At 72.2% G+C, this 23,050-nt stretch carries 20 protein-coding genes; 17 read left to right on the top strand and 3 right to left on the bottom strand.

Translation table 11 applies throughout. The annotated features are described in order from the left end of the window. Window positions 1–107: 107 nt before the first annotated feature. The gene (locus ACFVQ3_RS17185; RefSeq protein WP_387641616.1) at window positions 108–1,346 is read right to left on the bottom strand and encodes an amidohydrolase; all 1,239 of its coding nucleotides are present in this window, start codon (window positions 1,344–1,346) and stop codon (window positions 108–110) included. A 357-nt stretch (window positions 1,347–1,703) separates the two neighbouring features. Between ACFVQ3_RS17185 and ACFVQ3_RS17190 the strand changes: the two genes are divergently transcribed. The 6 genes from ACFVQ3_RS17190 to ACFVQ3_RS17215 all read left to right on the top strand — a co-directional run bounded on the left by ACFVQ3_RS17190 (window position 1,704) and on the right by ACFVQ3_RS17215 (window position 7,123). Continuing rightward, on the top strand, window positions 1,704–2,366 hold the full coding sequence (locus tag ACFVQ3_RS17190) for a hypothetical protein (protein ID WP_387641618.1): 663 nt from the start codon (window positions 1,704–1,706) through the stop codon (window positions 2,364–2,366). Window positions 2,367–2,461: 95 nt separating this feature from the next. Continuing rightward, on the top strand, window positions 2,462–3,196 hold the full coding sequence (locus ACFVQ3_RS17195; protein WP_387641620.1) for a copper resistance protein CopC: 735 nt from the start codon (window positions 2,462–2,464) through the stop codon (window positions 3,194–3,196). Between the two features lie 147 nt (window positions 3,197–3,343). After that, a complete protein-coding gene (locus ACFVQ3_RS17200) occupies window positions 3,344–3,925 on the top strand; it encodes a copper chaperone PCu(A)C (protein WP_387641623.1) in 582 nt (193 codons plus the stop codon). Next, window positions 3,918–5,210 (top strand): Dyp-type peroxidase, encoded by a 1,293-nt coding sequence (locus ACFVQ3_RS17205; protein ID WP_387641625.1) that lies wholly within the window; start codon window positions 3,918–3,920, stop codon window positions 5,208–5,210. The genes ACFVQ3_RS17200 and ACFVQ3_RS17205 overlap by 8 nt, the downstream gene beginning before the upstream one ends. 352 nt (window positions 5,211–5,562) lie before the next feature. Beyond that, a complete protein-coding gene (locus tag ACFVQ3_RS17210) occupies window positions 5,563–6,129 on the top strand; it encodes a type IV toxin-antitoxin system AbiEi family antitoxin domain-containing protein (RefSeq protein ID WP_387641627.1) in 567 nt (188 codons plus the stop codon). Beyond that, the gene (locus tag ACFVQ3_RS17215) at window positions 6,110–7,123 is read left to right on the top strand and encodes a nucleotidyl transferase AbiEii/AbiGii toxin family protein (protein ID WP_387641630.1); all 1,014 of its coding nucleotides are present in this window, start codon (window positions 6,110–6,112) and stop codon (window positions 7,121–7,123) included. The genes ACFVQ3_RS17210 and ACFVQ3_RS17215 overlap by 20 nt, the downstream gene beginning before the upstream one ends. A 142-nt stretch (window positions 7,124–7,265) precedes the next feature. On the opposite strand, the gene ACFVQ3_RS17220 is transcribed toward ACFVQ3_RS17215, so the two are convergent. Further along, window positions 7,266–8,330 carry a LacI family DNA-binding transcriptional regulator gene (locus tag ACFVQ3_RS17220; protein ID WP_318244081.1) on the bottom strand — a complete coding sequence of 355 codons (1,065 nt, stop codon included), beginning with the start codon at window positions 8,328–8,330 and terminating at the stop codon, window positions 7,266–7,268. Window positions 8,331–8,644: 314 nt separating this feature from the next. Between ACFVQ3_RS17220 and ACFVQ3_RS17225 the strand changes: the two genes are divergently transcribed. The 5 genes from ACFVQ3_RS17225 to ACFVQ3_RS17245 all read left to right on the top strand — a co-directional run bounded on the left by ACFVQ3_RS17225 (window position 8,645) and on the right by ACFVQ3_RS17245 (window position 18,393). Next, a complete protein-coding gene (locus tag ACFVQ3_RS17225; protein ID WP_387641634.1) occupies window positions 8,645–9,952 on the top strand; it encodes an ABC transporter substrate-binding protein in 1,308 nt (435 codons plus the stop codon). A gap of 151 nt (window positions 9,953–10,103) precedes the next feature. After that, complete coding sequence (locus ACFVQ3_RS17230) at window positions 10,104–11,057, top strand: carbohydrate ABC transporter permease (protein WP_387641637.1); 954 nt, start codon at window positions 10,104–10,106, stop codon at window positions 11,055–11,057. Continuing rightward, window positions 11,054–12,001 (top strand): carbohydrate ABC transporter permease, encoded by a 948-nt coding sequence (locus ACFVQ3_RS17235; RefSeq protein WP_387641640.1) that lies wholly within the window; start codon window positions 11,054–11,056, stop codon window positions 11,999–12,001. Before ACFVQ3_RS17230 ends, ACFVQ3_RS17235 begins: the two co-directional genes overlap by 4 nt. Then, window positions 11,998–14,007, top strand: coding sequence for a beta-galactosidase (locus tag ACFVQ3_RS17240; RefSeq protein ID WP_387641643.1), 2,010 nt, complete (start codon window positions 11,998–12,000; stop codon window positions 14,005–14,007). The genes ACFVQ3_RS17235 and ACFVQ3_RS17240 overlap by 4 nt, the downstream gene beginning before the upstream one ends. Window positions 14,008–14,058: 51 nt before the next feature. Next, on the top strand, window positions 14,059–18,393 hold the full coding sequence (locus ACFVQ3_RS17245; RefSeq protein ID WP_387641646.1) for an endo-alpha-N-acetylgalactosaminidase family protein: 4,335 nt from the start codon (window positions 14,059–14,061) through the stop codon (window positions 18,391–18,393). 128 nt (window positions 18,394–18,521) lie between these two features. Here the strand turns inward: ACFVQ3_RS17245 and ACFVQ3_RS17250 are convergent, their stop codons facing one another. Then, window positions 18,522–19,784, bottom strand: coding sequence for a CobW family GTP-binding protein (locus ACFVQ3_RS17250; protein WP_387641648.1), 1,263 nt, complete (start codon window positions 19,782–19,784; stop codon window positions 18,522–18,524). A gap of 117 nt (window positions 19,785–19,901) precedes the next feature. Between ACFVQ3_RS17250 and rpmB the strand changes: the two genes are divergently transcribed. From rpmB to ACFVQ3_RS17280, 6 genes are all read left to right on the top strand, one after another. Then, complete coding sequence (rpmB, locus tag ACFVQ3_RS17255; RefSeq protein WP_387641651.1) at window positions 19,902–20,138, top strand: 50S ribosomal protein L28; 237 nt, start codon at window positions 19,902–19,904, stop codon at window positions 20,136–20,138. After that, window positions 20,138–20,305 (top strand): 50S ribosomal protein L33, encoded by a 168-nt coding sequence (gene rpmG / locus ACFVQ3_RS17260; protein ID WP_387641654.1) that lies wholly within the window; start codon window positions 20,138–20,140, stop codon window positions 20,303–20,305. The genes rpmB and rpmG overlap by 1 nt, the downstream gene beginning before the upstream one ends. 10 nt (window positions 20,306–20,315) lie before the next feature. Then, window positions 20,316–20,621, top strand: a complete 306-nt coding sequence (gene rpsN / locus ACFVQ3_RS17265; protein WP_387641656.1) for a 30S ribosomal protein S14 — start codon at window positions 20,316–20,318, stop codon at window positions 20,619–20,621. A 23-nt stretch (window positions 20,622–20,644) separates the two neighbouring features. Beyond that, entirely contained in the window at window positions 20,645–20,950 is a 306-nt protein-coding gene (locus ACFVQ3_RS17270; RefSeq protein WP_138822198.1) for a type B 50S ribosomal protein L31, read from the top strand. 298 nt (window positions 20,951–21,248) lie between these two features. After that, entirely contained in the window at window positions 21,249–21,530 is a 282-nt protein-coding gene (locus ACFVQ3_RS17275) for an HU family DNA-binding protein (RefSeq protein WP_030150363.1), read from the top strand. A 255-nt stretch (window positions 21,531–21,785) separates the two neighbouring features. After that, on the top strand, window positions 21,786–23,000 hold the full coding sequence (locus ACFVQ3_RS17280) for a YibE/F family protein (RefSeq protein WP_387641659.1): 1,215 nt from the start codon (window positions 21,786–21,788) through the stop codon (window positions 22,998–23,000). The last annotated feature ends 50 nt before the right edge of the window (window positions 23,001–23,050 follow it).

A 23,050-nucleotide genomic window follows, 5' to 3' on the forward strand; every position in this document is an offset into this window, starting at 1 on the left:
CGACCCGAACTGCACACTCGGCGTCCGGCCCGCGGACCCGCGGACCCGGGGGCTCGGGGGCCGGGCTCGCCGGGCCCGGCGGACCCGGCCCGGCGAGCCCGGCCTGATCAGTCCGCGAAGCGCTCCCCGCGCTCGACGACCGTGCCCGCACCGCGCCCGCCAGCCGCCGCGCGGTCCCACGTGTAGACCTCGGTGCCGGTCACGAACACGTTCTCGGCGCGCGAGGTCACGTCCAGCGGGTCGCCCGACCAGATCACGACGTCGCCGTCGAGACCGGGGCGCAGCGACCCGACGCGGTCGTCGAGGCCCAGGAACGCGGCCGGGTTGGTCGTGAGCGCCTGGATCGCGACGTCGCGGTCCAGGCCCTCCTTGACCGCGAGCGAGGCCTGGTGCACCAGGAAGTTGATGGGCACCACGGGGTGGTCGGTCGTGATCGCGACGCGCACCCCCGCGCGGGCGAGCGCGCCGAGGTTCGCGATGTCGCGGTTGCGGAGCTCGATCTTGGACCGCGACGTGATCAGGGGTCCGAAGATGACCGGCACGTCGCGCTCGGCCAGGACGTCGGCGACCGCGGCGCCGTCGGTCCCGTGGTTGATGACGAGCTTGTACCCGAACTCGTCCGCGAGGCGCAGCGCGGTCGCGATGTCGTCGGCGCGGTGCGTGTGCTGGTCCCAGTAGAGCTCGCCCGCGAGCACGCGGCCCAGGGTCTCCTTGGCGAGGTCGCGGTCGAACGGCTCGCCCTTGGCCTCGGCCGCGTCGCGCTTGGCGACATAGCTCTGCGCGTCGACGAACGCCTTGCGGATAACGTTCGCCACGCCGAGGCGCGTGGACGGCAGCTTCTTCTGGTCGCCGTAGACGCGCTTGGGGTTCTCGCCCAGCGCCGACTTCACCGACACGGCCTCGCGGATGACCTGCTCGTCGACGGTCCGTCCGCCCCAGGTCTTGATCGCGACGGTCTGCCCGCCGATCGGGTTGCCCGAGCCGGGCTTGATGACGGCCGACGTCACGCCGCCCACGAGCGCGTCGCGGAAGCCCTCGTCCTCGATGTTGATGGCGTCGAGGGCGCGCAGCGCGGCACCGTTGGGGTCGGTCATCTCGTTGGTGTCGTTGCCGGCCCAGCCCTCGGCCTCCTCCATGACGCCCATGTGGCCGTGGGCCTCGACGAAGCCGGGAAGGACCCAGCGGCCCCCGGCGTCGACCGTGCGGACCCCCTCGGGCACGACGACGTCGTGCCCGACGGCCGTGATGACGCCGTCCTCGACGAGGACGGTCGCGTTCTCCAGGGGTGCGGAGGCGACGGGGACGACGTAGCCGTTCGTGATGGCGATGCTGTTGCGTGTGGTCATGAGCCCTATCCTCTCCCCGACCGGGCGTGACGATCATCAGGGTGCCGACATGAGCCGCGCGGCGCACCGTGCCTCGTCTGCCGAGCAGCTCCGGCGACGGCGCGCCCGCTGGCTGGACACCTGGCTGCGGACGGCGCTGGGGATCGGCGTGCTCGTCGGCGTCGTCGGGGGATCTCGAGCAGGCCCTGACGGGGGAGAGCGTCGACGAGTCGCGCACGGTCCTGGTCGTCGGCGCGTCCTGGACTGCCGGGTGGGTGCTGGTGGCGTGGGGTGTCGTCCGAGCGCGTTCGCGGGCCCGTCCGCCGGGCGCCGGAAACCGGATCCGACGCCGCGTCATGTCCCGCTAGGGTGGTCTCCGTGCTCACCCAGGTCGCCGGTCCGTTGCGCGTCGCGCGCGCCGGTCTCGTCGCGACCCTGGTGCTGGCCCTCGCGGCGCTCGCGCACCGCGTCGGCGGCGGCACGCTCCCGCACCCGCTGATCCTGCTCGCCCTGGCGTCGTTCACGATGGCCGGCGCGACGTTCGCGGCCCGGTTCCGCCTCACGTTCGGTCGGCTGGTCGCGGTCCTCGGCACGGGCCAGGTCGCGCTGCACTACGGCCTGGGCTTCTCCGCGACCGCGTCGTGCGCGCCGGTCGGCGGCCCCCACGCGGGCCACGCCGGGCTCGCCGCTGCGGGCCAGGTCGCCTCGTGCGCGGGCGTCACACCCGTGCCCGACGGCGTCGCGCACCTCCCGCACGAGACCCCCGCGGGAGCGTGGATGGTCCTGGCGCACGTGGTCGCGACCCTGGTCGCGACCCTGGTCGTGGCCCTGGTCGTCGCGCACGGCGAGCGCGCGCTCGGCCTGCTGCTGACGTGGCTCGCGCCGCGACGGGCGCTCGCGGACCTGCTGCCCGCGCTGCCGGTCGCGCACCGGCTCCTCGCTCCGGTCGCCGCGCCGTCCCTGACGGCGACCGTCCACCTGCGGACCCCGACGACGCGCGGACCACCGCTGCTCGCCCGGCCCGTCGCCCTTCCTTCCTGACCCCGTCCGCGCTCGCGCGCGGACCATCGACGAGGCCGGCCGTCCCCGGGTACCCCCGCGCGAGCTCGTGCCGCGCCTCATCGAGAGCGTCTTCCATGTCTGTGCAGACCGACCAGTCCCACCACTCCCACCCGTCCGCCCTGTCCGCAGCCGCCGACCGCCGCGGCCGAGCGGTCGCCCTCGCGCACCCCGCGTCCCGCCCCGCCCCGGCCCGTCGCCTGGTCGCGGTGCTCGCGGCCCTCGCGACGCTGGCAGCGACCCTGCTGCTCGGCATCGGCGGGGCCGCCCCCGCCCAGGCGCACGACCGCATCATCAGCACCGACCCGGCGGACGGCGCGCAGCTCGACGCCGCACCCGCCGCGTTGACCATGACGTTCAGCACCGAGCCCCTCGCGGTCGAGCCCCAGGTCGTCGTGACCGACACGGCCGGTACCGTCGTCGCGCAGGGCAGCCCCACGATCGAGGGGACCTCTGCGACGTTCCCGTGGCCCGCCGAGCTGACCGGTGACACGTACACGATCGCGTGGCGCGTCGTCTCCTCGGACGGCCACCCCATCGAGGGCACGTTCTCGTTCGCGGTCGCGGCGGCTCCCGCGCCGGCCGAACCCGTGGCGACCGACGAGGCCACCGTCGTGACGCCGTCGGCCACCGAGGGCGTGACCGAGGCGACCACGGAAGCGGCGACCGACGCGACCGACGCGACCGACACGGCCGACTCGACCGACGAGGCGCGATCGATCGTGCCGCTGCTCGTCGGGCTCGCGATGCTCGCGGCTGCGGTCGTGGTCGTCGCCGTGCTGATCGTCCGTCGCCGCCAGCAGCAGGACTGATTCCTCCCCACCACCTTCCCGGCGACGTCGTCGCCCGGGCGTTCCCGCGACCCCGCGGAGCCCCGGTCCTGCCCTGGGCCGGCCGCTCCCGCGGCGCGGGTCGTCCCCGCGCGCCCCGACGCCGGGTCCCGAACCGAAGGACCCACCATGTCTGCACGCACCACCACCCGCCGCGCGACCGTGCTCGGCGCGACCGTCACGCTCGCTCTCCTCGCTGTCGCGGGCTGCGGGGGCTCACCGTCCGGCATCCCGTCCGGCACTGCTTCGTCGGACGCGTCGTCCGGCGCCTCGTCGGGCGCGGCGGCCGACCACCTGACCGCGACCGACCCCTGGATCAAGGCGGCCGAGTCCGGCATGACCGCGGCCTTCGCCGTCCTGCACAACGACGGCGACCAGGACGTCACGGTCGTCGGCGCGACGTCCGACCTGTCTCGCGTCGAGCTCCACGAGATGGCGACCGACGACTCGGGTGCCATGGTCATGCGCCAGAAGGAGGGCGGGCTCACGATCCCCGCGGGCGGCGAGCACGCGCTCGAGCCCGGCGGCGACCACCTCATGCTCATGGAGCTGTCCGCGCCGGTCCAGGCCGGGGCCGAGTACGACGTCACGCTCGAGCTGAGCGACGGGTCCACGCTCGTGGTCACGGCCCCCGCGCGCACGTTCGCGGGCGCCAAGGAGAGCTACGACGAGGGCCACGACGAGGGCCACGACATGAGCCACGATGGCTGACGTCGGGCCCGGTCCCGGCACAGGCGAGGGCGCCGGGGAGGTCCCGGCCGCCCGGGCCCGGGTCTCGCGTCGCGCGTTCCTGGTCGGCGGGGCTGCGGCGGGCGCGGTGGCGGTCGCCGGTGCGGGAGGTGCGTGGGCCGGGAGGGCCACGGCCCCCGCGGCGGGAGCGGCGCCGTCGGGCAGTGCGGGAGAGGCCTCGCTGCACGGTGACCGGCGCGTGTCCTTCCACGGCCCGCGGCAGGCGGGCGTCGAGACGCCTCCCCAGGCGTACCTGACGCTCGTCGCGCTGACCCTGGCCCCGGGGACGGACCGGGACGCTCTGGTGCGGCTCATGCGGATCTGGACCGACGACGTCGCGCGCCTCACGCAGGGACGTCCCGGCCTGACCGACACCGAGCCCGAGCTCGCCGAGGTGCCCGCGCGCCTCACGGTCACGGTCGGCTACGGCCCCGCGGTCTTCACGGCCGCGGGGCTCGACGACAGGCGCCCGCCGTGGCTCCGGCCACTGCCGGCGTTCACCGTGGACCGGCTCGAGGACCGCTGGAACGACGGCGACCTCGTGCTCCAGGTCTGCGCCGACGACGAGGTCACGGTCTCGCACGCCGTCCGGATGCTGCTCCGCGAGGCGCGCGACTTCGCGTCGGTGCGGTGGCTGCAGAAGGGGTTCCGGCGGTCGGTCGGGAGCGAGACCGCGGGGCGGACCATGCGCAACCTCATGGGGCAGATCGACGGGACCCGGAACGTGGACCCCGTCGCCGACGCCCCGCTCGTGTGGTCGGACGGCACGGACGGGTGGCTCGCGGGCGGCACGTCGATGGTCGTGCGGCGCATCCGCATGGAGCTCGACACGTGGGACGAGGTCGACCGGTCGACGCGCGAGGCCGTCATGGGACGTCGCCTCGTGGACGGAGCCCCGCTGACGGGGGACCGTGAGCACGACGAGCCGGACCTCGACGCGGTCGGGCCGCACGGGCTGACCGTGATCGGCCCGGCCGCGCACGTACGGCGGGCCCGGACCGACGACCAGGCCGAGCGGTTCCTGCGGCGCGCGTACAGCTACGACGACGCGCCCGACGTCGGGGTGGATCCGGGGGCGCTCAGCAGCTCGGGCCTGGTGTTCGTGACGTTCCAGGCCGACGTCGACCGTCAGTTCGTGCCGATCCAGCGGCGGCTCGACGAGGTCGACCTGCTCAACGAGTGGACGACACCGATCGGGTCGGCGGTGTTCGCGGTGCCGCCGGGTTGTGCCGAGGGAGAGTTCCTGGGGCAGGCGCTGCTGGGCTGACGGGCACGAGGGCCGGACGGCTCGCACGGGGTGCTCGAGCGCTCCGGGCGGGCCGTCCTGCTGCGTCCGGTGGCACCCGATGTCAGAATGTGACGGGGGTCACGGCAACTGTGTGTATCAAACGAGCGCCACCCTCCTCTGCTCAGGTGAACGCTCGGTCGTCGATGGGGGTCGTGACGGGCGTGAGGGTCGGAGGCGGCCCGTGGTGTGAGCCCTGCAGGGGGGCGCTCACACGACGGGCCGCCTCCGGCGCGTCCGGGGCAGGCCGATGGCGCTCTTCCTCTGATCCCTGACCAAGATTTCTCGCCGCCAGACTGTGTCAAAAGGGTGCCACTGGCGGTACCCTTTTGACATGCCGCACACTCGCGACCGCCTGCTCGAAGAGGCCTTCGACCGCCACGGGTTCATCCGCCGCGCCGACGCGCTGCGTGAAGGGCACAGTCCGCACGCACTCAAGCAGCTCGTCGCGCGCGGCTACCTGGAGAAGGTTGCTCACGGCGTCTACCGCGTGAACGTCGTCCCCGTCAGTGAGTACGACGATCTGCACCTGGCCGTGCTGTGGACCGGTGTCGACAAGGCCGCTCTGTCCCATGAGACCGCCCTGGCTCTCTACGGGCTCGGCGATGTCAACCCCGACCGGATCCACGTCACCGTTCCCCGGCGCCACCGAATCCGACGTGCCGGCGCCGACGGGATCGAGGTCCACCACCAAGACCTCGATCCCCGCCATATCGGGTGGTTCGAACAGATCCCGACGGTGAGACCCGCGACTGGGATCGCGCAGTGCATCGAGACCGGCACCCCGACCTATCTTCTCCGCCAGGCCCTCACGACGGCTCGTAAGACCGGGCGCATCACCGCGAGCGAGAGCGCCGATCTGCAGAGGAAGCTGACGAACCGTGACACACCCGAATGTTGATGTGCCCCTTGGTCTGGCCGACCTGCCCGAGAAGACCAAGGAACCGGCGTCGGTCGCCATGCTCAACTCTTGGCTCCAGCAGGCCGAGAGACGCTTGGGCAGCCGCGGCGGACGCTTGGCATGGCTCGTTGCGTCCACGGTCGTCATCGCCGCACTGCAGCGAGCCCTCGATGCCACCGGGCAGCCGCACTTCCTGCTCAAGGGCGGGACTCTGTTGCAGCACCGGCTCCCCAGCGTGCCCACGCGTGCGACGAAGGACGTGGACGGGCTCATCCGCGGTGACATCGACGACTTCCTCGCCAAGCTCGATGACGAGCTCGCCGAGCCCTGGGGCCCGCTGACGCTACGGCGGGACGCCGTCGAGGTCATCCAGATCCCTGCTCGCGTCATCAAGCCGCGCCGCTTCGACGTCGTCGTCGAGCTCAGAGGCAAGACGTGGCGAAGGGTCCAGGTCGAGATCGCGCCGGACGAAGGTGGCGCCGGAGCCACGCCTGAACCGTTTGCACCGCCTACGCTGGCGGGCCTCGGGCTGCCGGGCCCCGGTGTGATGGTGGGCATCGCGATGCGCTATCAGGTCGCGCAGAAGATCCACGCCTGTACCGATCCCCACGACCCGCCGACTGCGACCAATGATCGGGCGCGCGACCTCGTCGACCTGCTGCTGCTTCGCGACCTCGCAGTAATCGGTCAGAACCTGGCTGGCGTCCGTGCAGCCGTCATGGACGTCTTCGACGCGCGTGCGCGCGACGCCCAGGCGCTTGGTCGCGCTGAGCGGACATGGCCATGCGTCGTGGTCGCCCACCCGCACTGGCCGACCGACTACGCACGCGCTGCGGCCGATGCGCAGATCGACATCGAGCTCGACGAGGCGGTCGCACAGCTCAACGCGTGGCTAGCGCAGATCGACGCCGCCGTGCTGCCGATCAGAGGTGCGGACGATGACGACGACGTTGCGCATGACGAAGAGGGCGAAGGCGACGGCGAAGCAGGATAGGGGAGAGCGGGCGCGCCGGCACCAGCAGCAACGTCGACCTCACGCGGCGAGGCTGAGGGTGTCGCCTCCGACGGAGGGGGCATGGCAGGCCGTGCTCTCCATGTGGGCTCGGTGGGCCAGGCCTGCCCCGCGCCCGCGCCGCTCAGCGCGGAGGCGCCGTGCTGAGGCGGACCGCGAGCTCGGGCAGCACGACCTCGGGCTCGTGCACGGTCGTCGGGTCGGCGATGAGCGCGATCACGTGCTCGACCGCGAGGCGTCCGGTCAGGTGGAACGGTTGGCGGACCGTGGTGAGCGGGGGTGAGCAGTACTCGGCGAGGGCGATGTCGTCCATGCCCACGACCGAGACGTCCTCCGGGACGCGCCGCCCTCTCTCGGTGAGTCCCCGGATCAGCCCGAACGCCATCTCGTCGCTCGCGACGAACACGGCGGTGACCTCGGGCAGGCGGCCGAGGACCAGGCCGTTGCGGTAGCCGGACTCGGGGCTCCAGTCGCCGTAGAGCACGGGCGGCTCGGTGCGTCCTGCGTCGTGGAGCGCGGCTTGCCACCCGGCGGTGCGGCCGTTGGCGTCGTTCCACGAGGCGGGTCCGGCGAGGTGCCACACGGTCTCGTGGCCCAGCTCCAGGAGGTGCTCGGTCGCGACGCGCCCCGCGGCGACCTGGTCGACCGCGACGACCTCGGTCGCCGACGACTGCATGCCGTCCACGACGACGGTCGGGGTGCCGTGGATGAGGTCGCCGAGCGACTCGTCGTCGCGCACGGGGACGGCGATGACGAGCCCGTCGACGCCCTGGTCGAGGAGGCGGTCGACGGCCTGGGCGATCGACGCGGGGGAGAGCGAGGCGGTGCTCGCCGTGCTCACGAAGTAGCCGCCGTCGCGGGCCGCCCGCTGCATGCCGAGCATCATGGCGCTGCCCGAGTAGAAGTCGGTCTCGTGCGTGATGACGCCGATGGTCTTGCTGCGTCCGGTCACGAGCGCGCGGGCGAGGCTGTTGCGACGGTATCCGGTCTGCTCGACGGCGGCGCGCACCCGGTTGCGGGTGGTCTCGTTGACGTTGGGGTGCCCCGACAGGACGCGGGAGACGGTCTGGGCGGACACGCCGGCGACGCGGGCGACGTCGGCCATCGCGGGGCCGCGGCCCCGGGCGGGAACGGCCGTGGTCTTCCCCTGCGCCGGCTCCGTCCGTGCGGGCGGTGACGGTCGTTCCACGTGCTCTCCTTCGGGCGGTGAGGGTCCGGCGTGGGTCGTCGGGCACCTCGGTGTGCGGGGCCGCGGGTGTGCACCGCAGCGTAGTGGACGTCAACAGCGCGAGCCTGCCAGGCCCGCGTCATCGTCACCCTTCTGTTATCAGTGTTGACCATAACAGCCAGAACATGCAGCCGAAAGTGACGGGTTTGCGCAAGTGATGGCGCGTCTTGGTGAGTGGGTTGTGATCCATATCAACGTGTGTCAGAGTGTGCTCCACGCAGACCGCGGCGCCGTCGCCGCTCCATCCTCAGCACAGTGTGGTCAGAAGGAGAGTCATGAAGTCATCGATCGTCAAGGCAGTCGGGGTCGCGTCGATCCTCACACTCGCTGCGGGCGGCCTGACCGCCTGCTCGTCGGACACGACGTCCGGTGGCTCGGCAGACGGGGACGGCAAGGTCAAGGAGATCGAGGTCTGGACCTGGGCCGCGGGCTACGACGAGTCGGCCAAGATCTTCAACGACACGCACGACGACATCAAGATCAAGTACACGCAGATCGAGCCCGGCAACAAGGGCGGCTACGACAAGATCCGCAACTCGATCACCGCGGGCAACGCCCCCTGCATCGCCCAGGTCGGCTTCGAGACGCTCCCCAGCTTCGTCGCCGAGGGCAACGTCGTGGACGTCACCGAGTTCGCCGGGAAGGACAAGGACCTCTACGCCCCCGCGGGCTGGGCCGGCGTCAACGTGGGCGGCAAGACCTACGGCGCCCCGCAGGACCAGGGCCCCATGGTGCTCTTCTACAACAAGACCGTGTTCGAGGCGAACGGCATCGCCGTCCCCACCACGTGGGCCGAGTACCAGGCCGCGGGCGAGAAGCTCAAGGCTGCGGGCATCAAGCTGACCGGCACCTACGAGGACTACGACTACTCGGGCTTCGCCTGGCAGGCCGGCGCCCCCTGGTACGAGATCAAGGACGGCGCCTGGTCGATCACCCCCGACTCCCCGGCCAACCTCGAGGTCGCCGACTACTGGCAGGGCCTCATCGACGCCGACGTGATCGGTGCAGGCATCTGGAGCGACGACTGGGCCGCAGGCCTCGGTGACGGCTCGATCGCCACGATCGTGGGCGCCGCCTGGTTCGCGGGCATCCTCAAGGACTCCGCCGCGGCCTCGTCGGGCGACTGGGCCGTGGCCGAGCTCCCGCAGTGGGAGGCGGGCGACGCCAAGACCGGCAACGTGGGCGGCAGCCTCTCCGCGGTCCTCAAGGGCTGCGACGACCCGGAGGCGGCGTGGACCGTCGCCAACTGGATCAGCACCGACCCCGCGTCGGTCGACGAGCTCGTCAAGGGCGGCGGCGTCTACCCGGCCTCGGTCGCGGGCCTCGAGTCCGAGCTCCTCGCCACGGGCGACGAGTACTTCGGCGGCCAGGTCATCAGCGACGTGTTCAAGACCGCGTCCGGCCAGGTCAACGAGGACTGGGCCTGGGGCCCCGGCGTCTCGACCCTCGTGGGCACGCTCGGCACGGGCATGAAGCAGGCCTACGCCAAGGAGGGCGGCGCGACCGTCGCGACCGCGCTCACCGGAGCCCGCGAGGCCACGGTCTCCGAGCTCAAGCAGCAGGGCATCGCCGTCAACGAGTGACCTGACGTCCGGCACGACCAGCACCACCCGCGCGGTTCTCGCCGCGCACGAGCAGCACAAGGCCCGACGACGCCACGCACCTGGGAGCACCGGTGCACCTGGGCGCGTGACGTCGTCGGGCACCACGACGCATCCCCCTGAGGAACCCACCATGACCACGAGCCTGACGTCGGCGGCACCGCCGCCGGTCGAGACGAAGCGCGCGGCGGCCACGCCGCCCAAGCGACCGCGCAGCCGGACCAGCCGGTACGCGATCTGGTTCGTCGGCCCGTTCGTGGTGCTGTTCGTCGGGATGTACGTCGCGCCCATCCTGTTCGCGATCTACAAGAGCATGTTCCGCATCCAGCGCGACGCGCTCGGGCTGGGCGGCACGCAGGAGATCTTCGACCCCCTGTTCAACTACGCGTACGCGCTGGGCGACTCGACGTTCATCACCTCGATCGGCCGCGTGCTCCTGTTCGGCGTCGTGCAGGTGCCCGTCATGCTGGGCCTCGCGCTCGGGATCGCGCTCCTCATCGACTCGGCCTCGGCGCGGGCCAAGGGCTTCTTCCGCCTCTCGAGCTTCGCGCCCTACGCGGTACCGACCGTGGTCTCGGCGCTCATGTGGTCGTTCCTCTACTCGCCCACGAACAACCCCTTCAACCAGCTGCTCGGGCTGTTCGGTCTCGACATCAACTTCCTCAGCCAGGACTTCGCCCTGTGGGCCGTCGCGAACGTCGTGACCTGGGGCTGGACCGGCTACAACATGATCATCATCTACGCCGCGCTCCAGGGGGTCCCCGGCGAGGTGCTCGAGGCCGCCAAGCTCGACGGCGCCTCGCCGTGGCGCACCGCGTGGAGCATCAAGGTCCCGCTCGTGCGGCCCGCGATCCTCCTCACCACGATCTTCTCGATCATCGGCTCCGCGCAGCTCTACAACGAGCCGTTCGTGCTCAAGCAGAGCACCGGGGCGATCGACGCGAGCTACACGCCGATCATGGCCGCGCAGGCCTCGCTCCAGTCGGCCAACTACCCGTACGCCGCGGCCCAGTCGGTGCTGCTCGCGGTCGGCGTGGCCGTGCTGTCCGTCCTCTTCTTCCGTCTGACGTCCAGGAGGTCCTCGTGACCACGAGCACCGCCCCCGCCCGGGCCGAGAAGACCGCGGGCAACCGCCCGCGCCGCAAGCGCAACGCCCCCGAGGGCCGCACGAGCAGCCTGCGCGGCGACTCGATCGAGACCACCGCCACGAGCCGCATCGCGGTCACCGCGGTCCTCGCGCTCACCGCCGTCTACTTCCTGTTCCCCCTGTGGTGGCTGTTCGTCGCCGCCACCAAGGACGCCGGGTACACGTTCGCCGGGAGCCCCCTGTGGTTCTCGAACTTCGACCTGTTCGGCAACATCGGCGACCTGTTCGCCTACAAGGACGGCATCTTCGCCGTCTGGATGGCGAACTCGGCGCTCTACTCGATCGTCGGCGCGGGCCTCGGGACGCTCATCGCCGTCTCGACGGGATACGCCCTGGCCAAGTACGAGTTCCGCGGCAAGGGCGTCCTGTTCGGCGTGGTCCTCGGCGCGGTCCTCATCCCCAAGGTCCTGTTCACGCTGCCGCTGTTCCTCATGTTCTCCGCGACGGGCATCGTCAACACGTACCTCGCGGTCCTCCTGCCCAGCATCGTGAGCCCGTTCGGCGTGTACCTGGGACGCATCTTCGCCGCGAGCTCGGTCCCCGACGAGGTCATCGAGGCCGCCCGCCTCGACGGCGCGAGCGAGGGCCGCATCTTCTTCGGGGTCAGCCTCAAGATGATGGCACCCGCGCTCGTCACGATCTTCCTCTTCCAGTTCGTCGAGATCTGGAACAACTTCCTGCTCCCCTCGCAGGTCCTCATCTCCGAGAACCTGCGACCCGTCACGGTCGGGCTGGTGAGCTGGAACGCCCTGGTCCAGGCCGGTCAGATCGAGCGGCACATGGTCATCATCGGCGCGTTCGTCGCGGTCGTCCCGCTCATCGTCGCGTTCCTCTCCCTCCAGCGCTTCTGGCGCTCCGGACTCGCAGCGGGGGCCATCAAGTGAACCAGCAGCACCCGGCCGGCCAGGCCTCGCGCCCGGCCGGCGGACCGACCCTGCGCGCCGACGGCGCGAACCGGCCGACCCTGCGCGCCGACGGCGCGAACCGGCCGACCCTGCGCGCCGACGGCGCGACCACGCCCAGGCTGCGCGCCGACGGCTCGCACCTCCTGCGGGACGGGGCGCCGCACCGCCTGCTCTCGGGCTCGATCCACTACTTCCGCGTGCACCCCGACCAGTGGGAGGACCGCCTCCTGCGCCTGCGCGCCATGGGCCTCAACACGGTCGACACGTACGTCCCGTGGAACTGGCACGAGGCCGAGCGGGGCACGTTCGACTTCACCGGGTGGTGCGACGTCGAGCGGTTCGTGCGCCTCGCGGGCGACCTGGGGCTCGACGTCGTGGTGCGCCCCGGCCCGTACATCTGCGCCGAGTGGGACAACGGCGGCCTGCCCGCCTGGCTCACCGCGACGCCCGGGATCCGCCTGCGGTGCAGCGACGAGACCTACCTCGCCGCGGTCGCGGCCTGGTTCGACGAGCTCGTCCCACGCCTCGCGGCCCTCCAGGCGAGCCACGGCGGGCCCGTCGTGGCCGTCCAGGTCGAGAACGAGTACGGCAGCTTCGGCGACGACCACGCCTACATGGCCTGGGTCCACGACGCGCTCGTGGCCCGCGGCATCGACGAGCTCCTCTTCACGGCCGACGGCCCCACCGACCTCATGCTCGACGGCGGCACGCTCCCGCGCGTGCTGGCCGCGGCCACGTTCGGCAGCCGCCCGGGGCAGGCGCTCGACAAGCTCACGGCCCGTCGCGGCGAGCAGCCGTTCGTGTGCGCCGAGTTCTGGAACGGCTGGTTCGACCACTGGGGCGACCCGCACCACGTGCGCGGCGCCGACAGCGCGGCGTCCGACGTGCGCGACCTCCTCGACCTCGGCGGCTCCGTGAGCCTGTACATGGCGCACGGCGGCACGAACTTCGGGCTGACCGCGGGCGCCAACCACGACGGGACGCGGCTCCAGCCGACCGTCACGAGCTACGACTCCGACGCCGCCGTGGCCGAGGACGGCACCGTGACGCCCAAGTTCTTCGCGCTGCGCAAGGTGCTCACCGAGTACCGGGGCGACGTCGGGGACACCCAGGACGACCGGTGGGTCCAGCCTCCCGTCCGGCTCCCGGCGCGCGCCCTGCCTCCGGTCTCGACCCGCCCGCTGCTGCCCGCCCTGCGGGTGCTCGGCACCGAGACCGTCGCCTCGTCGCCCCTGACGTTCGAGCAGCTCGGCCAGAACGCCGGGCTCGTCCTCCACACCGCCACGCCCATCCTCCCGCCGGGCGCCAGCACGCTCTCGGTCCTCGGCCTGCACGACCGCGCCACCGTCTACGTCGACGGCCACGAGGTCGGCGTCCTGGAGCGCGAGACCTCCCACCTGGGGCTCACGGTCGTGGGTCGAGGGGTGCCCGTGCGGCTCGAGATCCTCGTCGAGAACCTCGGTCGCATCAACTACGGGCCGCGCCTCGGCGAGCACAAGGGCATCCTCGGTGACGTCCTGGTCGAGCGGCGCATCGTGCACGGCTGGACCTCACGCTCGCTGCCTCTCGACCTGCTGCCCGTGGACGGGCTGTGGGCGAGCGGGGCCCCCGGCGAGCCCGGTGCCACCGGCGAGCCCGGGGCACCCGGCGACCCTGGTGCCGCCGTCGACGCTGCCGACCCCGACGGAGCCGGCGCCGTCGGGCCGCAGGGCGTGATCGCCCGGACGACGCTCGACGTCGACGAGCCGGCCGACACCTTCCTGGTCCTGCCCGGCTGGACCAAGGGGTTCGTCTGGGTCGGCGACGTGCTGCTCGGCCGCTACTGGGAGCGCGGCCCGCAGCACACCCTCTACGTCCCCGCGCCGCTGCTGCGCGCGGGGAGCAACACCGTCACGGTCCTCGAGCTGCACGCGGTCGGCTCCGACCTCGAGCTGAAGGACGAGGCCGTCCTCGGCGAGCCCGAGGAGTACGTCGAAGAGCTGTGACGCCCGTCGGTCGGGGGACGGCCGATGAACTGCTATCGAAGGAGACAGCACATGGTTCGACATTCCCCTGGCCCCCGGGCCGGTTCCCTCCCGGGCGGCGGCTCGCGCCGCGCCCGCCGGCTCGTGGCGCTCGCCACCGCGGTCGTGGTGCCGTTCGCGGCGCTGCCCGCCGCAGCCGCGGCGAGCCACACCCCGGCGAGCAGCACGACCCAGCTCTCGGCCCTGGGCCTGACGGCCGAGCAGGTCGCGGCGGCGAGCGTCGAGGGTGCGGCGACGCTGCGCTCGGCCCAGCTCGACGTCCAGGTCGCCGCGGACTTCCCGCGGGTCCTGAGCTACACCGACCGCGCGTCGGGAGCCTCGCTCGCGGGCAGCACCGCGACCGTGGCGAAGGTGCGCCTCAACGGCACCGACCGCACCGTCGCGGTCGAGGCCGGCGAGCCCGGCGAGACGAGCCGCGACTACCAGCTGTCGTTCCCCGACCTCGCGGGCGTCAGCATCGACACGCGCCTCGAGGTAGACGGCAGCGCCGTGACGTTCCGCGTCACGGGCGTGACCGACACCGAGGCCTTCCGCGTCGGGACCATCGAGGTCCCCGGCCATGACCTGCTCTCCGTCTCGTCGGCCGACCCGTCGGCCGTCGTCGCCTCTGCCGTCATCAGCCCGGACCGCGGCAAGGTCGGTGACACGTTCACGACCGTCACGGGGCAGACCCCCGTCAACGCGAACCCGGTGGGGTCGGCGTACGCGATCGTCAGCACGAGCGCGCTGTCGGCCACGATCGTCACCAACAGCGTCTACGACGAGGCGAGCGGCAAGGCGGCCGCGGACGGCAACCGCCTGCAGCGCCAGGCCCGCGCGGCCGACGGCGGCGTGCGCGTCGGCGTCTGGAGCGGCGCGTGGACCTACCGGGCCCAGGGCTCGCCCGTCACCGAGGAGCTGCCGTACGCGACCGTCGTCGTGACGGCCGACGCCAACGCCGACGACAAGGTCGACTGGCAGGACGGCGCGATCGCGTTCCGCGCGACCGCCCCCAAGGCGCTCGGCGCCGACCAGGTCGCCGACCGCGTCGTGACCCACATCCCGTTCAACTTCGCCTCGCAGGCCACGCACCCGTTCCTGCGCACGCTCGACGACGTCAAGCGCATCTCGCTCGCGACGGACGGCCTGGGCCAGATGGCGCTGCTCAAGGGCTACGGCTCCGAGGGCCACGACTCCGCGCACCCCGACTACGGCGGCAACTACAACGAGCGCGCGGGCGGCCTCGAGGACATGAACACGCTCCTCGAGCAGGGCGGTGACTGGAACGCCGACTTCGGCGTCCACATCAACGCGACCGAGGCCTACGCCGAGGCGAACGCCTTCTCGGACGAGCTCGTCGACCCGTCGGCCAAGGGCTGGAACTGGCTCGGCCAGTCGTACTACATCGACCAGCGCCGCGACGTGAACAGCGGTGACCTGGCCGCGCGCATCGGTCAGCTCGCCGACGAGACCCGGGGCAACCTGGACCTGCTCTACGTGGACGTCTACTACAACTTCGGCTGGCAGGCCCGCGCCCTGGCCGAGGCGGCCCGCGCGAACGACCTGCAGATCGCGACCGAGTGGTCCGACAAGTTCGAGGCGAACTCGCTGTGGAGCCACTGGTCCGCGGACGAGAACTACGGCGGCGCCGCCAACAAGGGCCTGAACTCCCAGATCGTGCGCTTCATCGACAACGCCGAGAAGGACACCTGGAACCCGCACCCGCTGCTCGGCAACGCGCGGCTCGTCGAGTTCGAGGGCTGGACCGGGCAGACCGACTGGAACGCGTTCTACAAGAACGTCTGGACGACCAACGTCCCGACCAAGTTCCTCCAGCACCAGGAGATCGTGCGCTGGGGCACCGACCGGATCGACTTCACGGGCGACGTCTCGGCGCGTGGCACGACCGCGGCCGACCGGCAGATCCTCGTCGGCGACGCCGTCGTGGCCAAGGGTGGTACCTACCTCCTGCCGTGGAACGCGTCCGACGCCCCCGGGCTCGAGGGAGAGGCCGCCGAGGGCGGCAAGCTCTACCACTACAACCCGACCGGCGGCTCGACCACGTGGACCCTCACGGACGAGTTCTCCGGGGCCACGAGCCTGACTCTCTACAAGCTCACGACGACGGGCCGCGAGAAGGTCGCGGACGTCCCGGTCACGGACGGCAAGGTCACGGTCGAGGCGACCGCGGGCCAGCCGTACGTCCTGTACCCGCAGGGCGTCACGACGCCCTCGGCCGCCGACGTCGCGTGGGGCACCGCGAGCGGCATCGTCGACCCCGGCTTCAACGCCGCGACGCTCGACGCGTACGAGACGACCGGCACCACGGGCATCGAGACCCTGTCGAACGGTCAGCGCGTCGCGACGCTCGGCGCGGGCGCCTCGTCGCTGAGCCAGCAGCTCGGCGAGCTCCCGTCGGGCACCTACGCCGTGAGCGCGTGGGTCGAGGTCCAGCCCGGGAAGTCCCGCACGACCACCCTGTCCGTCTCGGGCGAGGGCGTCGCGCAGACGGCGAGCACCGTCGTCGAGCGCTCGACCGCGAAGAACCTCGTCGCGGCCGACGAGAAGAACAACCGATACTACCAGCGCGTCCAGGTGCTCGTCGACGTCACGGGCTCGGCCCGCCCGACGCTGACGGTCTCCGCCTCGGCGGGCGACGCCGTCGTGCGGGTCGACGACCTGCGCGTCGTGAGCGCCACGCGCTCGGTGGCACCCGCCGTCGAGGGCGAGACGGGCACGGTCGTCGCGTTCGACGACTTCGAGAACGTGCCCCAGGGCTGGGGACCGTTCGTCAAGGGCGACGCGGGCGGCGTCACCGACCCGCGCACGCACATCGCCAAGCGCAACGCCCCCTACACGCAGGCCGGCTGGAACGGCAAGCTCGTCGACGACGCGCTGTCCGGCGACTGGTCGCTCAAGGCGCACGAGGAGAACAAGGGCCTCGTCTACCGCACCGTGCCCAGCACGGTGAAGCTCGAGGCGGGCCGTCAGTACCGCGTGACCTTCGACTACCAGTCGGGCAACGGCGGCGAGTACCAGTGGGTCACGGGCTACGACTCGGTCGCGAGCGGCGCCCCGTCGTCGGTCGAGACGCACGCGACCCCGCTGGGGCAGCAGCGCACGACCGCGACGTTCTCCGAGGACGTCGTGGCGAGCGGCTGCGGCGACACCTGGGTGGGGCTGCGCAAGCTCACTGCGGGCGGCAACCAGTCCGACCTGATCCTCGACGACTTCCGTGTCGTGGACCTGGGCCCGGCCGAGGCCACCCCTGCGTGCGCGTCGCTCACCGTCTCCCCGGGACCCGTCGCGTTCGAGCCCGACGTCGCGAGCACGGTCACGACGCGCCTCACGGTCCACGAGCCCGTGGCCGTCGCGGACGTCGCCGTGACGCTCGACGTGCCCGAGGGCTGGGAGGTCGAGGCCACCAACGCCGCGACCGCGGCCACGCTCCCCGCGGGCGGCGTCCTCACCACGACGTGGAAGGTCACGCCGCACGGCAGGATCACGGCCGACGCCTACACGCTCACGTCGGGCGGCACGTACACGACCACGGCCGCCCCCGTCGGGAAGCGGTCGGTCGAGGCCGGCCAGTCGGTGTGGGTCGTCGTCCCGCCGAACGGCGGCGAGAACTGGGTCAGCGACCTGCCCTTCGTCTCGACGACCAACGGGTGGGGACCGGTCGAGCGCGACCTGTCGAACGGCGAGCAGGGCGAGAAGGACGGCAAGCCGCTCACGCTGCGCGGCGTCGTCCACGAGAAGGGTCTCGGCACGCACGCGAACGCGTCCGTCCGGGTCTTCCTCGCCGGGCAGTGCGAGGCCTTCACGGCGACCGTGGGCGTCGACGACGTCCAGGCGACCAAGGGCACGGTCCAGTTCAAGGTCCTGGGTGACGGCACGCAGCTCGCCCAGACCGAGGTGCTCAAGGGCGGCGGCAAGACCGTCGACCTGGACGTCCCGGTCACCGGTGTCCGCTACCTCGACCTGATCGTGACCGACGGCGGCGACGGCAACGGCAACGACCACGCCGACTGGGGCTCCGCCAAGGTGTCCTGCGCCGACCCGGTCGAGCCCGAGCCCGTGCTCGAGGTCACCACGACGGCCGTGGCGCAGTGCACGGGCGCCCGCGCCCAGGTCACGGCGCGCGCGGTCAACGAGGAGGACTTCGCGGTCGACGTCAAGGTCACGACGCCCTACGGCACCAAGACCTTCAACAACGTCCAGCCCGGCAAGAGCGCGAGCCAGAAGTTCAACTCGCGCAGCGAGGCGATCGAGGCGGGGACGGTGACGTTCACCGCGACCGCCACGGTCGACGGCAAGGAGGTCACGACCACGACCGAGAGGCAGTTCGAGGCCACGAGCTGCCGCTAGGCGACGGGGCCGACCCTCCGGGGTCGGCCCCGGGTCGGCCCCCTCGGGCCGGCCGCAGCGCGACCAGGACGCCCCGGGACTCACCACGAGTCCCGGGGCGTCCGTCGTCCCCTCGGCAGGCACCTGTGTCAGAGGGCGTCGCTGCGCTCCCCGAGCCACGGCGCGAGCACGTCCTCGCGGCCGAGCCACCGCAGGCCGCCGTCGGCGACTTCTTCGCGGGTCGCGAGGATCTCGTCGAACGCGGTGGCCAGCGCCGCGCGGTCGTCGGCCGAGTCGGCCGCGCCCGTGATGACCAGCCGCGTGCGCGGCACGGTGTCGTCCCACGTCCCGACCGCCCCGATGCTGAGCTGCCCGCCCGCGCCGTCCCACGCGCACATCGAGTCGGGCCGGTTGGGCACCCAGAACACGCCGCGGCTGCGCAGGCGTCCGGTGCCCAGGCGGCGGACCTGGTGGAGGAGGCGCTCGGGGTCGAAGGGCAGGTCGGAGGCGAGCTCGAGGGTCCAGGTCCCGGTCGCGGGGTCCTGCCCGACGGCGGCGCGCACCCCGAGCGGGTGCGCGCGCTGCTCGGCGGCGGCCGCGTCGTGCGAGGCTGCGGACAGGTCGGAGAAGCGGAGCCCTTCGAGGCCGTCGACCCGCGTCGAGGCGTGCGGCCGCAGGCGGTCCACGAGACCCGATCCGGTGCGTGCGCTCGCGCGGCGTCCGTCCCACGCGGCCTGGACCGCCGCGTGCCCGCCTGGGCGCGTGACGTCGTCGGGCGTGCGGGGCGCTGACGGGAGCCCGGGGCCGCCGGCGTCGCCGAGGTCGGGCGCCGGCGGGGCGCCGGTCGTGACCACGAGGTCGGCGTGCTCGACCTGGGCGGCGAGCACCTCGCCGACCGAGCGGTGGTCCGTGGGGGTGAGCGCGAGCCCGCGCTCCTCGAGGAGGTCGTCGTCGAGGAGGTCGGTCTCGACCGCGGCGAGGTCGACGACCGTGAGGACCGTGGCGAGCCGCAGCCCGTGGAGCGCGCCGCCGGGGCGTGCGGCCGCGTCGAGGGCGCGCGCGACGGGGAGCGGCTCGGCGGACACGGGCAGCGCGAGGAGGACCTGGTCCCAGCGGCCGTCGCGCGCGAGGTCGTGGAGCGTGGGGATCGCGTCCTCGCGCACCGCGCACGACAGGCACGCGTGCTCGAGGTCGACGAGCGTGTCCTCGACGACCCCGGTCGCGTCCACGACCAGGCGCCGCAGGGTGCCGTCCTCGGCGTGGATGTCGTGGCGCAGCGCGACCGACCGTGGCGTGTCGGTCACGAGCCCGAAGATCGCGGTGTCGCGCAGCACGGGGTCGATCGTGACGAGCACGCTGAGCGGGACGCGGGTCCCGGACGTGCGGGGGTTCCCGGGAATATCTGCGGGCATGCGGACGCTCCACCTCTACAGAGAACGGTTCTCATCAGTTGGGAGCATACCTCTTGACGAGAACGGTTCTCAATAACTAGTGTCGGGTCTCCGCGACCCACCGAAAGGAAGTTCGTCATGTCCGCCGTCTGCCAGGTGCTCGGCACCTCGCCGGGGTTCGGCCACTCGATCTCGCACTCGCACGTGCGGACCAAGCGACGCTTCGACCCCAACATCCAGCACAAGCGCTACTGGGTGCCGTCCCTGAGCCGGCATGTCAGGCTGAGAGTGAGCGCCCAGGGGATCAGGACGATCGACCGTCGAGGGATCGACGCGGTCGTCGCCGCAATCATCGCTCGAGGGGAGAAGGTCTGATGGCAGCACGTACCGAGCTGCGTCCCGTGGTCAAGCTGCGCTCGACCGCAGGGACCGGGTACACCTACGTGACCCGCAAGAACCGCCGCAACGACCCGGACCGGCTGACCCTGCTCAAGTACGACCCGGTGGCGCGACGACACGTCGCGTTCCGCGAGGAACGGTAAGGGGAGCCGCATGGCCAAGAAGTCCAAGATCGCACGCAACGCCCAGCGCGAGGTGATCGTCGCCCGGTACGCCGAGCGCCGCGCCGAGCTCAAGAAGATCATCGCGTCGCCCAGCGCGTCGGACGCCGAGAAGGATGCCGCCACGACCGAGCTGCGCAAGCAGCCGCGCGACGCGAGCGCCACCCGCCTGCGCAACCGCGACGTCGTCGACGGCAGGCCGCGCGCGTACAACCGGCGCTTCGGGCTCTCCCGCATCAGGCTGCGCGACATGGCGCACCGCGGCGAGCTCCCGGGCGTCACCAAGTCCAGCTGGTAGTCGAGACACGCAGAGGAGCACCCATGAAGAAGGACATCCACCCCGAGTACGGGCCGGTCGTGTTCCGCGACATCTCGGCCGACTTCGCGTTCCTGACCAGGTCCACCCTCGCCGGGAGCTCGGCCTCCGGTCCGGGGCGCCCCGACAAGACGATCGTGTGGACGGACGGCAACACCTACCCGGTGGTCGACGTCGACATCTCGAGCGCGAGCCACCCGTTCTACACGGGCACCGCGCGCGTCGTGGACACCGCCGGGCGCGTCGAGAAGTTCCGTCAGCGCTACGGCAAGGGCGCCACGGGAGGCGCGGCGAAGAGCGACGGTCGCTGAACCGCCCTCGCCCGGCCGACGAGCCGGGGCTGCGACGAGCCGTCCACCCTGCGGGGTGGGCGGCTCGTCGCACGTCCGGGAGGGCGCCCCGAGGAGGTCAGGAGGCGCCCAGTAGGTCACATTCGGCGCGGATCGGACAAGATTCTGCGCTCAGAGGAACCGTTTCGGCGCGGAAACGCGCGCAGAACCCCGTAGATTCCTTAGTGTTGTCCACGAAGTCCCGCCTCAGGGCTGGCAAACTGAGACCTCAACGTCGCGCGGTGCCCACCGCGGGGCGTGAACCGATGAAGGGATCCGCATGTCGCTCAACAAGTCTGAGCTCGTCTCGGCCATCGCCGCAAAGTCCGACCTCACCAAGGCTCAGGCCGAGAACGCCCTCAACGCGTTCCAGGAAGTCCTCGTCGAGTCGCTCGGCAAGGGCGAGGCCGTCAAGGTCACCGGCCTCCTCTCGGTCGAGCGTGTCGAGCGTGCCGCTCGCACGGGCCGCAACCCCCGCACCGGCGAGGAGATCCAGATCCCCGCCGGCTTCGGTGTCAAGATCAGCGCCGGCAGCCTCCTGAAGAAGGCCGTCACCAAGTGATCTTCGCGGCACGCTGAGGCGTGTCGCACCGTGGGGCCACGCCCCGCACCCCGTGCAGAGGCCCGGGTGCCCGACGACGTCGGTCACCCGGGCCTCTGTCGTCCCCGTGCCGAAGGGGATGGGGCCGGTCTGTAGCGGAGCGGCCCGGCGCGAAGCGGGTCGGCCCGGCGCGTCGCTTGCAGCGATAACCGTTCTCATTCTCTAGGGTGGGTGGGTCCCAGGGCGTGCGCCCGACCGGCTGATCCGAAGGGCGTCATGAGCCACCACTCCCACGGGCACTCCCACGGAAGCGGCCCGGCGCTGCCCGCGACACGACGGGTCCGGATCGTGCTCGCGTCGATCCTCGTGCCCGCCCTCCTCCTGACGATCGTCGGGCTCGTCACGCTCTGGCCCCGCGCGGCCGACCTGCCCGACCAGGTCCCGTTCACGGCCCAGGGCACGCACGTGGTGCGCGGAGTCGTCACGGGCGAGGCCGAGGTCGAGACGGGGCTCGTGCCCGTCCGCCTCGACGACGGCACCGAGACCGAGGTCGTGGCCCCGCCCGAGTACGTCCATCACGGCTTCGACGTCGGCGACCGCCTCCGGATGCTCTACATCTCCCAGGCCGAGGGCGACGGCAGCACCCCCTACGCCTTCCTCGACTTCGAGCGCGGGGTACCGATCGCCGTGCTCGCCATCGCGTACGCGGCGCTCGTGCTCGCGGTCGCCCGGCTCCGAGGGCTGGCCGCGCTCGCGGGACTCGTCGTCGCTCTCGTGACGATCGGCCAGTTCACGCTGCCCGCGCTCCTCGCGGGCCAGAACGTCCTGGCCGTGGCCCTCGTGACGTCGTCGGCCGTCATGTTCGTGGTGCTCTACGTCGCGCACGGGTTCACGGTCCGGACCTCGACCGCGATGGTCGGGACCCTCGTGGGCCTCGTCCTCACCGCGGTGCTCGCGTGGTGGGGCGCCTCGACCTCGCACATCACCGGGCTCACGTCCGAGGAGGCGCTGTGGCTCCCGTCCTACGCACCGGCGATCGACCTGCAGGGCATCGCGATCTGCGGGATCGTCCTCGCGGGCATGGGCGTGCTCAACGACGTGACGATCACGCAGGCCTCGACCGTGTGGGAGCTGCGCGCCCTCGCCCCCTGGGCCTCACGACGCGAGCTCTTCACGCGGGCCATGCGCATCGGGCGCGACCACATCGCCTCGACCGTCTACACCATCGCGTTCGCCTACGTCGGCGCGGCCCTGCCGCTGCTCATGGCGGTCTGGCTGTCCGACCAGGCGCTCGGCGTGAACCTCACGTCGGGGGAGATCGCGGAGGAGGTCGTGCGCACGCTCGTCGGGTCGATCGGGCTCGTGCTCGCGATCCCGCTCACCACGGCCATCGCGGCTGTGACCGTGCCGACCGACCCGGCCGCGTCCCGGGCACCCGTCGTGCAGGCCGGGCAGGACGACGACCTGGCCCGGAGCGCGCCCTTCACCTGATCCGCACCGGCGCCCCACCGGACGATCCCGCGCCCGACCTGGGAGTTCGC

The sequence above is a fragment of the Oerskovia sp. NPDC057915 genome, from assembly GCF_042887685.1.
GTDB lineage: Bacteria > Actinomycetota > Actinomycetes > Actinomycetales > Cellulomonadaceae > Oerskovia.